Annotated in this window: 9 protein-coding genes; all 9 read right to left on the bottom strand. The window is 59.4% G+C overall.

Annotated features, from left to right (window positions below; genetic code table 11):
* Positions 1–57: 57 nt before the first annotated feature.
* The gene (locus QFW87_RS12555) at positions 58–3015 is read right to left on the bottom strand and encodes an autotransporter serine protease (protein ID WP_283190909.1); all 2958 of its coding nucleotides are present in this window, start codon (positions 3013–3015) and stop codon (positions 58–60) included.
* Positions 3016–3220: 205 nt separating this feature from the next.
* Positions 3221–4582 (bottom strand): TolC family outer membrane protein, encoded by a 1362-nt coding sequence (locus QFW87_RS12550; RefSeq protein WP_283180360.1) that lies wholly within the window; start codon positions 4580–4582, stop codon positions 3221–3223.
* 2 nt (positions 4583–4584) lie between these two features.
* Positions 4585–5919 carry an HlyD family type I secretion periplasmic adaptor subunit gene (locus tag QFW87_RS12545; RefSeq protein WP_283190649.1) on the bottom strand — a complete coding sequence of 445 codons (1335 nt, stop codon included), beginning with the start codon at positions 5917–5919 and terminating at the stop codon, positions 4585–4587.
* Complete coding sequence (locus tag QFW87_RS12540; RefSeq protein ID WP_283190648.1) at positions 5916–7691, bottom strand: type I secretion system permease/ATPase; 1776 nt, start codon at positions 7689–7691, stop codon at positions 5916–5918. The genes QFW87_RS12545 and QFW87_RS12540 overlap by 4 nt, the downstream gene beginning before the upstream one ends.
* Before the next feature lie 187 nt (positions 7692–7878).
* Positions 7879–8304 carry an AprI/Inh family metalloprotease inhibitor gene (locus tag QFW87_RS12535; protein ID WP_283180363.1) on the bottom strand — a complete coding sequence of 142 codons (426 nt, stop codon included), beginning with the start codon at positions 8302–8304 and terminating at the stop codon, positions 7879–7881.
* A gap of 67 nt (positions 8305–8371) precedes the next feature.
* Complete coding sequence (locus tag QFW87_RS12530) at positions 8372–9829, bottom strand: serralysin family metalloprotease (RefSeq protein ID WP_283180364.1); 1458 nt, start codon at positions 9827–9829, stop codon at positions 8372–8374.
* A 478-nt stretch (positions 9830–10307) separates the two neighbouring features.
* On the bottom strand, positions 10308–10766 hold the full coding sequence (locus QFW87_RS12525) for a transposase (RefSeq protein ID WP_283190647.1): 459 nt from the start codon (positions 10764–10766) through the stop codon (positions 10308–10310).
* Between the two features lie 42 nt (positions 10767–10808).
* The gene (locus tag QFW87_RS12520) at positions 10809–11894 is read right to left on the bottom strand and encodes a polyamine ABC transporter substrate-binding protein (protein ID WP_283190646.1); all 1086 of its coding nucleotides are present in this window, start codon (positions 11892–11894) and stop codon (positions 10809–10811) included.
* Between the two features lie 60 nt (positions 11895–11954).
* The gene (locus QFW87_RS12515; protein WP_283180367.1) at positions 11955–12296 is read right to left on the bottom strand and encodes a cupin domain-containing protein; all 342 of its coding nucleotides are present in this window, start codon (positions 12294–12296) and stop codon (positions 11955–11957) included.
* Positions 12297–12339 lie beyond the last annotated feature (43 nt).

Below are 12339 nucleotides of genomic sequence, written 5' to 3'. Positions count from 1 at the left end.
TTTGCGACTGCTTCGCAGCCGAACGCAGGCTTCGCCAACTGCTACAAGGGTTCTGCGTTAAAACTGCCAGTTGAGGCTGAGCCCTACGCCATGGCTTTTCTCGCGACTGGCCAGTTGGCCGGTGTAATCGAGGTTCAAGCGGATGTCCCGGCTCAGGGCCAGGCTGGCATGGGCGCCCACCAGTGCTGCATCGCGCACCATTGGCGAACTTTCCACCGAGAACGGCGTGCTGCCGCTGGCGAACGCCAGGTGCTCTTCAGAATCGGTATGGCTCAGGTTGTGCTGCCAGCCGAGGCTGCCGCTCAGGTCCAGTTTCTGCCGGCCGGACAGGTTCACGGTTTTCAATGCGCGCACGCCCAACGTGCTGAGCACCGCGTCACGCTGGTCACCACTGCTTTTCAGTGCGGCAGCATCACCTTTCTCGGTGAAACCTTCGGTGTCGAGGTGCACGTAAGCCAGATTCGCGAAGGGTTCGAGCGCCAGAGGTTGCAGGTTCAGGCGATACGCCGCTTCACCGAACACTTGGGTGGTCCCGGCATCGACCTTGGCTTTCTGTTTGGCGCTGACGTCGCCGTATTGCAGGTCACGTTTGACGTCGGCCCGATGCCAGCTGTAGGCACCGCCGGCACTCAGACGCCAGGCACCTGACTCGCGGCCGGCATAAGCACCCAGGTGATAGCTGTCGACCTTGGCCGATGAGTGAGTGCCCGAGCCCATGCTCACCGAGCTGTCGCTATAGCCGGTGACCAGGCCGATCCGGGTTTGCTCATCGAGCGCCCCGTCGACACCGGCGAGCAAGCCGCCAATCGAGGTGGTGTAACCGGCGGTGTCATGGCGCTCATCGGTCTTGCCCCAGGCGCCCAGCGCCTTGATCCAGCCATTGCTTTGAGTGCCTTGGGCGTCAACCAGTCGCTCGCCGACAGCATCACGCAGGTAGCGGCTGTCGTTGATCAGTACCGAACCCAGCGCCGGATAGATTTCCCCCGACAACTGCTGAAACGCCTGTTGGGCGGACGTCGCGGTGGGCGACAGCAGCAGGCTTTCGTAAACCGGATTGCCCGCCCCAAGCCCTTCAACGGCGGAGGCTACGGCGCGCTGGTTCGGCGTTTGGCCGAGGCTGGCGAAGGTCGTGTCGTTGCGCTCGATACTCAATTGAATGCCGGTGGCGGCGTAATCGAGGCTGCCACCAATGAACAGATAGTTGGGCAGCACCGCGCCGAACTGACCTTGAATACCGCCGGCCGCTTGCAGGATGTTGTACTGATGACCGAGCAGGCTTTGCACTTGTTGAGTGCTGAGCAAGGTCGGGCTGTTTTCCAGTGACAGGCTGACGGTCGCGCCGCTGACCGTGGCCGTGCCGCCCGCGACGATCCGGTCACTCTCGGTCGGCGACAGCTCCACCTCGTAGGTCGAACCCGGCGCAAACGTGACGTCGCCGCTGACCTGCAAGGTGCCAATGGAATTGCCGGGTGCCACCGTAGCGCCGCGGTTGGCGGTCAGTGCACCGACGCGTCCCGACCCACCCAGCGTGCCGCTGTCATTGACGGTCACATTTGATGCCAGCGAACCGTTGACCGACAACAGACCGCCATTCACCGTGGTCGGCCCGCGATAAGTGCTGTTGCCGGTCAGCATCAGGCGTCCGACACCGGACTTGATCAGGTTGCCTTCGTAGACCCGACTGGAGGCTGCGAGATCGCGGGCCGTGCCGATCGCATAGTCGGTCTGATCCTGCTGACTGGCACCAACCGGTACACCGTTCTCCCAACCTTTGCTCTTCAGTGTCTGTTTCCAGGCACTGTGTTCCGCCGCGTCTTCGCTCTGACGCTGAATCAGCGCCTTGTCGGTGATGTTGTTGCTCCAGACATCGCTCTGCCCTGCCCCCAGGTTTGCGTCGAAACGTCCGAGTAATTGCCCCGGCCCGTGCATCGCCCGTTCTAGGTTGGCGACGCCCCAGCCAACACGGGTATTCGGCGCCTCGGTGATCGAACCGTCGAGTTGGGTGGCAGTGGTCAGCAGGGTTTCCAGCGCCTGCTGGTTGTTCATGTACGGATAGCGTTCCATCACCAGCGCCAAGGCACCGGTGGCATGCGGCGCGGACATGGAGGTGCCGGACTTGATCGCATAGCCAGCGCCGGGAATGGTGCTGTCGATCTTCGCGCCGGGCGTGGTGATGCACCAATACTTGGCGATCCCGCACTGGTTGTATTTCTGCTGGTTGCCTTGATCCAGCCCCGACACCGCCAGCCAGTGGCCTTCCAGGTCCGGCTCAAAATACGGCAAGGCAGAACGCACGCTGGCGTTGGGGTAACCGCTGTTACCGGCGCTGAACACGTTGATCACGCCGCGTCGGGAAACGTCTGCAGCCTCATCGAGCCAGGTGCCTTTGTTCCAGTGCTGGGCGTAGGCCGCATGCAGATCGTCGAGGGTCCGATAGCTGACACCCGGTGGTTGGCTGCCCCAGCTGTTGTTGATCGCTCGCACACCGGCATCCGCCAACGCGTTATAGACCGCTTTGAAGTAGCGTGGATCAGGGTTGGGGCCGAACAGGAAGCTGTCGTTCTTGTTGGTGTTGCCAACGTAGACCTGCGCGTTGTAGGCCACGCCGTGCATGCCCGAGCCATCGCGGGAAGCGCCGATGGTGCCGGCGACGTGCGTGCCATGGGAGTCGTTGTTGACGTTGAGTGTGCCATCGACATTGAACTGGGAGCCGTCAACGTAACGGCCGCTGGCGGTCACCGCGTGGTAACGGTCGGTGGCGAATTCGGGATGGGCAGCATCGAATCCTGAATCGAGCTCGCCGATTTTCACGCCTTTGCCAGTGATGCCGGCGGCGTAGGCTTGATCGGCTTGCATGCGGGCGAGTCCCCAGTCGCGCTGGAACTCCGCCGAGCGCCAACTGGCGGCATCTCCAGGCACGCCGGTTTCCAGGTAAGCGGCTTGCACCGAGACGGGCATTGCTGACACCAGGAGTAATAGCGTGCCGACCGACATCGGCTTGATCTGTACGTCCATGTTCATGACTACTCGCTTTTTTGGCGTTTTTAGAATTCTGGTTGCCCAAAACGGGCAGCAACGCATCTCCCTGCAGCAGCTGGCGCAGCCTGCGTTCGGCTGCGTAGCAGTCGCCATCCGGTCTATCTGACAAACCGTATTGTCAGGTTTTACGACTGCTTCGCAGCCGAACGCAGGCTTCGCCAGCTGCTACAGTTTTAACTCATTAACTCCTCGGGCCTTGGCCGAACGCCTCGTCAACCCTGGCCAAATCCTGCTCATTCAACGTCCCGGCGTAGTAATGCAACTTGGTCCAGGCCATCAAGTAGTCGTAGCGTGCCTGTGCCAGATCGCGGCGGGTGGTAAATAGTTGTTGTTCGGCGTTCAGCGCATCGAGGTTGACGCGCTCACCGCCCAAAATGCTTTGCTTGGTCGAGACCACCAGCGCTTCGGCAGACTTCAGGGCTTTCTGATAAGCCCGCAGCTTGTTCACACCGGACAGGCAGGCGCTGAACTGGCGACGCAGTTCAATCAACGTTTCCCGGGTCTTGCCGTCCAGTTCGTACTCGGCCTGCTCCATGGTGCGGCTGGCCTGACGCGTCGAGGCCGAAACCCCGCCGCCGGCGTACAGCGGCACGCTGACTTCGATGCCGATGGTGTTGGTGTCGTAACGCTGGTTGTAGGTGTTGCCGCTTTCCGACTCGTTCTGGCGCACCGAGGCGTAGGCACTGACTTTGGGCAGGTGTCCGGCGCGGTTGCGTTCGACTTCATAACGCGCGACTTCCACGGCATGGCGCTGCGAAGCCAGATTCGGGTTGTTGGCCACGGCCATCTCGTGCCAGGTATCGTAATTGGCCGGCTGCAGGGTGAACGTCTGGAAACTCTGATCCAGCGGCGCCAAATCCCCGATGTCGATCGCCGGCACGCCAACCAGCGCGCCCAGCTCTCGTAACGACGCGTCCTGCTCATCACGGGCTTCGATTTCCTCGGCCGTGGCCAGTTCATAGCGGGACTCGGCCTCAAGGATGTCGGTGCGCGTGCCCTCGCCCTGTCGGAACATGTGTTCGTTCTGCTGGAACTGTTGCTCGAAAGCCTTTTTCTTGGCTTGCGCGATGTCGATCTGATCCTGAGCGAACAGCGCCTGGGTGTAACTCTCCAGCACCCGAACCAGTAATTCCTGGCTCTTGCCGCGAAAGGCTTCGTCGGCAAACAGCGATTGCGCCACGCCTTTGCGGTACGACGCGTAAGCCTCGTAGTCGAGCAGCGGTTGTTGCAGGGTCAGGGTCGAGCCGTAACTGCTGTAGTTGCGATCATCGGTCCGGTTCTGCCCGCGCTCATTGAGGGCCGTGGCCTTGGAGGAGTTGCGCCCCTTGTTGTAGTTGTAACCGATCCTGGGCAACAGCCCGGCGCGGCCAATGACGCGGTTTTCGAGGCCGGCATCGCGTTCCTTGATGGCGCCGAGAAACACCGGATCATTGCGCAATGCTTGTTCGTAGATGTCGAACGGTCCCATCGCCAGCACACTGTTGCAGGTCAGCAACGCCAGGGTCGCTGCGAGCATGGAAAGCTTATTCATACAGCGGAACATCCTTATTCCTCAGTCAACGCGGAACCTGCCCGGTCGAGCAGCGGTTTGAACAAATAGTTGAGGAGTGAACGTTCACCGGTGCGCACGAACATTTCCGCCGGCATGCCTGGCTTGATCACCAGACCGTTGAGTTTTTCCATGGCCTGATCGCTGACGCTGCTGCGCAGTACGTAATAGGGCGCACCGGTTTTCTCGTCGATCATCTGGTCGGCAGAGATCAGGCTGACTTCGCCGGGCACGCGGGGCGTGCGGCTCTGGTTGAACGCCGTGAACAGAATGTCCACCGGCAAGTGCGTGCCGACCTTGTCGACCAGGTTGACAGGCAGGTGCCCTTCCACCTCCAGACTCGTCCCCTGAGGCACGATCTCCAGCAGGGTTTCGCCCTGACGCACCACCGCGCCCACGGTGTGAACCCCGAGGTTGACTGCAATGCCATCGGCCGTGGCGATGATCTCGCTGTGTTGCAGATCGAACCCGGCGGAAGTCAGCTGCTCTTCCAGCGTCACGCTTTTCAATTGCGCATCGGCCAGTTGGGTGCGGACCTCTTTCTGATATTCCTCGATGTGCTGTTGCAGTTTCAGCCGCGATTCGAGGATGCCCTGCTCCACACGACCGCTGTCTCCGGTGTTTTCTGCCAATTGTTGCTGAACCTGCGACAGCTGACGCTGGTACTCCATTAACCGATTGCGCGGGATGTAGCCGTTATCCGCCAGGGGCTGAAGGTTGCTCAGCTGTTGTTGCAGAGAGCTGGCCTGGGCAGTCAAGTCGGTGCGGGCGCGGCGCATGCCGGCCAGTTGCGCGCTGGCGCCTTCGATGCTGGCGCGCAAGGCAGCCTGCTCGCGGGAAAACGCTTCACGGCGGCTGCTGAACAACTGCCGTTGACCTTCCAGCACCAAGGCCAGACGCGGGTCAGGATTGTTGCTCAGTTCAGCGGGGAAACTCACCTGTTTGAGGTTGTCCCGTTCACTCTGCCACCGCGCCAGACTGGCCCAGGCCATGCGGTATTGCGCTTGCAGCGATTGCACGTCAGCGGCGACTTGCGTCTGGTCGAGTTGGAACAATGGCTGGCCCTGCTTCACCACTTGGCCCTCGCGCACCAAAATCTGGCTGACCACGCCACTGCTCATCGATTGCACGGCTTTGCGTTTGCCCGACACCACGACCGTGCCTTGCACGGGAATGCCTTGGTCAAGCGGCGCGAGACTGGCCCAGGTGAAGAAACTGCCGGCGCCGACGATCGCCAGAATCCAGCCCATGCGGACGAAGAAACGTGCGTCGCGCTCAGGGCGTTCTGCGATGTAGTCGTGTTCCATGGTGGCTTCGCTGATGTTGCTCATACGCCCGAATTCCTTGTCGAGGGCTGATACTGCCGGCTCATGCTGAGCCCGCCCGGTGCTTGCGCGGTTTTCTCCCGCGGCTGCTCCTGATTGGCTGCGAGTGCCTTAAGCACGTCCTGGCTTGCACCGAATGCTTGCAGGCGTCCTTCGTTGAGCACCAGTAGCTTGTCGGCCTGGGCCAGTGCCGAGGAGCGATGGGTCACCAGAATCACGCTGGTGCCTTGGGCTTTCATTTGCGCAATGGCGCTGGCCAATGCTGCTTCGCCCACGGTATCGAGGTTGGAATTGGGTTCATCCAGCACCACCAGGCGCGGGTTGCCGTACAACGCGCGCGCCAGGGCCACGCGCTGCTTCTGGCCCCCGGACAAGCCGCTACCGTCCTCGCCGAGCACGGTGTCGTAGCCTTGCGGCATGCGCAGAATCAGTTCGTGAACACCGGCCTGCTGCGCGGCTTCAACGACTTTTTGCGGGTCCGCCTCGCTGAACCGGGCGATGTTTTCGGCGATGCTGCCACTGAACAATTCGATGTCCTGAGGCAGATAACCGATGTAGGGGCCAAGATCGTCGCGGTTCCAGCGATGAATGTCCGCGCCGTCGAGCCGCACCGTACCGCCCAGCGTCGGCCAGACGCCGACCAGCACCCGGGCCAGGGTCGATTTGCCGGAACCGGAGGCCCCAAGCACGCCTAGCACTTCCCCGGCACCGAGGCTGAAATTGACCAGATGCAGCGTGGCGGCCCGTTGCCCCGGCGGCGCGGCGCTGACCTGCTCGAACGTGATCTGACCCTTCGGCGACGGCAGCGCCATGGCCTCTTCACTCGGTGGAAAGGCTTGCAGCAACGAATCAAGACGACGGTAAGCGAGCTTGGCGCCGCTCCACTGCTTCCACACAGCGATCAACTGATCGATGGGGCTCAGGACCCGCCCCATCAGAATGGAACCGGCGATCATCATTCCGGCCGTCATATCACCTTTGATCACCAGCAATGCACCCAGACCCAGCACCAACGATTGCAGGCACAGGCGCAGGGCTTTGCTCAGAGAGCTGATGACGGCACCGGTGTCGCTGGCCTGGTTCTGCAAGCCGAGAAAACGCGAGTGCACCTGGAACCAGCGTTTACGCAACGCCCCGAGCATGCCCATGGCCTGAATGGTTTCGGCGTTGTGCAGGTGACTGGTGGCCAGTTGGCTGGATTTCTGGGAAAACCCTGCGGCTTCGCCCAGGGGCTTTTTGGTCATTGTCTCGTTGAGGCAAGCAAGGCCGATCAACAGCACCGTGCCCGCCGTCGCAAACACGCCGAGCCAGACATTGAACAGGTAGATCACGAACAGATAGACCGGAAACCACGGCGCATCGAAGAAGGCAAACAGCGCAGGACCGGTGACGAATTGGCGAATTTGCGTCAGGTCCCCCAAGGCTTGCCCGGCGTTGCCCTCGCCCCGAAACAGGTTGCGCTCGAATGCGGCCTGATAAACCCGCAGGTTAAAGCGGCGCTCCAGTTGGCTGCCGATGCGGATAACGATGAAGCTGCGCACGATCTCAAGCAAACCGATGAAGGCAAAGAACCCGACCACCATCAACGACAGCATCGCCAGGGTGGTTTCATTTTGCGAAGACAGCACGCGGTCGTAGACCTGGAGCATGTAAATCGACGGGACCAGCATCAGCACGTTAATTAACGCGGTAAAACAACCGACGCTGATCAGGATGCTCTTGTAGTCGCCCAGCGCTTTGAACAAGGGTGCGGTGGCCGGGCTCTTTACCATCTTCATGGGTTATTCCTGAGGTGTTATTCCTCGCCCTAGCTGGCGAAGTTTCCATTAACTGTCCGCGCAGGGGCGGATATAGGCTTTGCGGGAACGTTTACAAACTAATAACAACTTTTCGTGGGCGACAGGGCGCTTCGATTAGTTGTGTTGTGCTTATGTCGGCAATGACGAACGCTATAGTCGAATCGTGTTATTGCACCTGGCGCACAAGTGTTATGACCAGATCGGATTTCAATGTGGCTTTATACGAACCATCGCGTTGGCGGCTGAGAAATAGAATCTTCGAACCTTCTTTGCCGGTGATCGCCAGGCCATCCGGCTCCGGGAACCAGCCAATCGCAGATTCGCCGTCCAGCCAGGCGCTGAGACAATCGGCGCCCTCACCCAGCGTCTGTTTCGGTTGAAAGTCGATGACGCAGACGTTGGACGGTTTGTCCTGCAACGCCTGGGACTCTGGCGAGTCATCTTTGGCGATCAGGGTCGCCTGCCATTTGCCTGCCAGTTCCGAGGGGTCTGCTAATTTCAGGCTGCTCGCCATGGCTAAATCTCCAAAAAACATCATGAACGTCGCCAATAGCCACGCGGTTGTTCTGTAGGTGAAGCCGTTATGGATCATAAGGCGCTTTACTCATTTCAAGGGGCAGAGAGCAGCGCGTCTGCGCCGCCCTCCTTTTCACCTCACATCACGCAGCGATGTCGGAGTAAGCCGCCTGGCCCACGGTGCTGACCAGGAAATCAGCCACGCCATGCCCGGAGAAGTCCACCGACAACAGGCTGTTGCCGCCCGAAGAGGTCAACACCGCATCGCCTGCCGCACCGGTGAACGAGTTCACGAAATGCAGGCCCGCGCCCTTGGTGATGCCGGTCAGGTCGATCTTGTCCAGGCCGCTGACAAAATCGAGGATCTGGTCTATAGCACCGGGTTTGGAGTCGCTGCTGGCGGCGAACACGAAAGTGTCCGAACCTGAACCGCCCCACAATTTGTCCGCACCGCCCGCGCCGAAGAGGATGTCGTTGCCGGCACCGCCCTTCAGTTCGTTGGACACGCTGTTGCCGATCAGCAGGTCGCTACCCGAACCGCCGATAGCGTTCTCGACGGTGACGCCCTTGGCGATGGACACGTTACCCACCAGGCCGCCAACGTCGGAGAACGAGGCCTCATTGAGGTTGATCTTCTGGTTTTGGGTGAAACCGGAGAAGTCCAGGGTGTCCTTGCCGCCCGCATCCCAAACCGAAAATACAACCTTGTCCGACGACGAAGTCGCGCTCAGGAAGTCGCGCCCGGCGTTGGAGTTGAAACCATAAGTGGTGTCACCGGTACGGGTGGTGGTGTTGGCGCCGTAGAGCTTTTGGATGGCCGCGATATCGTCCATCAGCGGACCGGACGAATAGGCTTCGACGCCGCCCTTGCTGAAGTCCTGGCTGGTATTGCTTTCACTCCAGTAGCTCATGACGCTGTAACCGCGGGTGTCTTGCCCGTAGGACGCGTCGTTGTAGGTCGGCGCGCCCTCGCCGGCGTTGTAGTCGCCAGGATGGGCAAGGCCCAGGGAGTGACCGATTTCGTGGGTCAGGGTCTGACGGCCGTAGTTGTTCAGGTCCGGTGTCTTGTTTACGTTATAGCCACTGCCCGTCAGATACCACGAAGTACCGTCATAACCCGCGCCGGTGCCCGGCAGATAAGCGAATGCCGCTGCGCCATCCTGGCCACCGCTGTAGTTGCCGAAGGTCATGTGAGCGTCGCCGCCCGTGGCCTTGTCGGTGAACGTGATTTTGGCCACATCAGCCCAGGATTGCATGGCCAGCACGGCCTGGGCTTTCTGCTGAGCGCTGAACTGGCTGAACCCGGTGATCCCGTGTTTGTTCATGGTGCTCGACGACGCCGAGGTCAGGAACGTGTAGGTGAGTTCGATTTTGCCGCTGCCGTCCTTGTCCTGGTAGGCAGCGCCATCGCGCAGCAACTGGGTCGCTGCCTGGTCGACGGAGAAGGAGGGTTTGCCATTGACCATGAGGTTACCGCCCCGATCATACTGATGGCTGAAGCTATTGATCTGGTTGAACGCAGAACTGGATGCAGCCAATGCTTGCAGTGGCTGGAACGCCTGTTCGGCGGTATCAATAGCGTTGTCTTTTACTTTCGACATAAACACACTTCCTTGTTTAGCTATGGAACAGTTTTTTGTCAGACAGCGACAATCTCTGGCGAGATCGTCCTATCACTCGCCCAATGAAGGCGAAAGAAAACTGACACAATTTGAAATCAACCGTCTACATTTTTTTTGACGTCAAATTGAGTTGTTCCTGCAAGTACCCGGAAACAATGGCTGCGCTGTCGAAATATTGTTTGTTAGATGGCGATTTGCGCAAATTGTCTGACGATTGGTTATTTAATTATTAAATAGAGGTAAGTTGCTTTTTGTCGATGGGGTCTCACTTTTTGTGAGTTATTAATTATGAGTGCAAGCGCATTGATATCAGTTGAATTTTTATTGAATTAGAGTTTTTGACGACTGCTGCGCAGCCGAACGCAGGCTGCGCCAGCTGCTACAGGTTTCGCGTACACCGCAATCCTTGTAGCAGCTGCCGAAGGCTGCGTTCGGCTGCGAAGCAGTCGCCAAATCATCACAACCAACACGCATCCCAAAGTGGGTAGTCATGAACCCGCGTCACCAGTCCAGCGCGTATTGGGTTGGCCACGACATACCGGGCAAGCGCCTTCACATCTTCCTCTCGCCGAACGGCACGATCGTGGTAACCCTTCTGCCACAACCGCCCTCGCCGCCCTAACGCCTGATTGACCGCCAAGCTACTCCGGGATTTGATTCGGCACATCAGCTCCGCCAACGTTTTCTCGCGCAGCTGCACTAAACAGTGCATGTGATCCGGCATGACAACCCACGTCAAAAAGTCCGCCCAGCCCTCCTCCTGTGCCTGACGCAACTCCTGAACAACCAACCTCCCCAATCGCCAATCAACAAAAAACGGCTGCCGTTGGTCAACGACAGCCGTTATCAAATAAATACGCCCTGGCTCAGAGAAGCGACCGATACGCAGATGACCAGCATTCAAGCAGACAGGCATTCCATTGCCTCCTAACCATTGAAAAGAGGCCAGGAATCTACCTCAACTCCCGGTACGAATCTTGTTCCACACCCGAGTACGAACCCGGTCAATGTTCAGCGGCATCGCCTCCAGCGCAAACAATTTCCCCATCATGTCCGGGCTCGGGTAGACCTTGGTGTCATTCTTGATCGCCGGGTCGATCAGGCTGTCGGCCTGTTCGTTGCCATTGGCGTAGTGCACGTAGTTGCTGATGCTGGCCATGACGTCCGGGCGCAGCAGGTAGTTCATGAAGGCGTAGCCGGCCTTTTCGTCCGGGGCGTCTACCGGCATGGCGACCATGTCGAACCAGATCGCGGCGCCTTCCTTGGGAATCGAATAGCCAATGTCGACGCCGTTCTTGGCTTCTTTCGCGCGGTTTTCGGCTTGCAGAATGTCACCGGAGAAGCCGACGGCCACGCAGATGTCGCCATTGGCCAGATCGCTGGTGTACTTGGACGAGTGGAAATAGCTGATATACGGGCGGACTTTCATCAGCAGCGCTTCAGCCTTCTTGTAGTCTTCCGGGATCTTGCTGTGATGCGGCAGGCCCAGGTAGTTCAGTGCCGCCGGCAACAGTTCGGGGCCGTTGTCGAGGATGGCCACGCCGCACTTCTGCAGCTTTTGCATGTTCTCGGGCTTGAAAATCAGGTCCCAGGAGTCCACTGGCGCGTCATCACCCAACACGGCCTTGACCTTGGCGATGTTGTAACCGATGCCGGTGCTGCCCCAGAGGTACGGGAAGCCGTGTTCGTTGCCCGGATCGTTGGTTTGCAAGGCCTTGAGCAACACCGGGTTAAGGTTTTTCCAGTTCGGCAGTTGGCTCTTGTCGAGCTTCTTCAGCGCCACACCTTGAATCTGCCGCGCCATGAAGTGGTTGGACGGGAAGACCACATCGTAGCCGGATTTGCCGGTCATCAATTTGCCGTCGAGGGTTTCATTGCTGTCGAAGACGTCGTAACTGAACGCGATGCCGGTTTCTTTCTGGAAGTTTTTGGTCGTGTCCGGGGCGATGTATTCCGACCAGTTGTAGATCTTGACGGTCTCGGCTGCGTGGCCGAGGGTCGCGAAGAGCGCAAGTGGAGCCAGAGTCAGTGTCTTTCGGATCATGAGTCGATTCCTGTTTGGTTTGTCTTCTTTTTATTGGAGGGCTGGCAGGCAATCAGAGGATCAAAAAATCAAAACGTAGGTCTTGCGCACGGTTTCCTGGATATCCCAGATGCCGAGGCTGTTGGCTGGCAACATCAGTGCATCGCCGGCTTCTATGTGCAGGGTTTCACCGTCATCCGGGGTAAACGTGCAGCGCCCCTGGATGAAGTGACAGAACTCCTGGGCGACGATCTGCCGCCGCCAGCGGCCGGGCGTGCATTCCCAGACGCCGGTTTCGACGCCATCGTCGCGTTCAACGCTGGTGGTCGAGGCCACCGCCACAGGCATGCCCAGTGGGACGGCGACCGGATTCGACTCTTCCAGCTCCAGGGTTGCGGTGTTCTTGAATTGCGTGATGCTCATGGGAGTACCTGTCGATTGAGCCTATGGATGAAGAGCGTGCCGT

The sequence above is a fragment of the Pseudomonas sp. PMCC200344 genome (assembly GCF_030053095.1).
Lineage (GTDB): Bacteria > Pseudomonadota > Gammaproteobacteria > Pseudomonadales > Pseudomonadaceae > Aquipseudomonas > Aquipseudomonas svalbardensis.
This window is presented reverse-complemented; position numbering and strand designations above follow the sequence as displayed.

Bases quoted from the DNA above. Each gene is read 5' to 3' on its own strand.
- QFW87_RS12555 (WP_283190909.1), bottom strand. From the start codon at position 3,015: ATGGACGTACAGATCAAGCCGATGTCGGTCGGCACGCTATTACTCCTG.
- QFW87_RS12550 (WP_283180360.1), bottom strand. From the start codon at position 4,582: ATGTTCCGCTGTATGAATAAGCTTTCCATGCTCGCAGCGACCCTGGCG.
- QFW87_RS12545 (WP_283190649.1), bottom strand. From the start codon at position 5,919: ATGAGCAACATCAGCGAAGCCACCATGGAACACGACTACATCGCAGAA.
- QFW87_RS12540 (WP_283190648.1), bottom strand. From the start codon at position 7,691: ATGAAGATGGTAAAGAGCCCGGCCACCGCACCCTTGTTCAAAGCGCTG.
- QFW87_RS12535 (WP_283180363.1), bottom strand. From the start codon at position 8,304: ATGATCCATAACGGCTTCACCTACAGAACAACCGCGTGGCTATTGGCG.
- QFW87_RS12530 (WP_283180364.1), bottom strand. From the start codon at position 9,829: ATGTCGAAAGTAAAAGACAACGCTATTGATACCGCCGAACAGGCGTTC.
- QFW87_RS12525 (WP_283190647.1), bottom strand. From the start codon at position 10,766: ATGCCTGTCTGCTTGAATGCTGGTCATCTGCGTATCGGTCGCTTCTCT.
- QFW87_RS12520 (WP_283190646.1), bottom strand. From the start codon at position 11,894: ATGATCCGAAAGACACTGACTCTGGCTCCACTTGCGCTCTTCGCGACC.
- QFW87_RS12515 (WP_283180367.1), bottom strand. From the start codon at position 12,296: ATGAGCATCACGCAATTCAAGAACACCGCAACCCTGGAGCTGGAAGAG.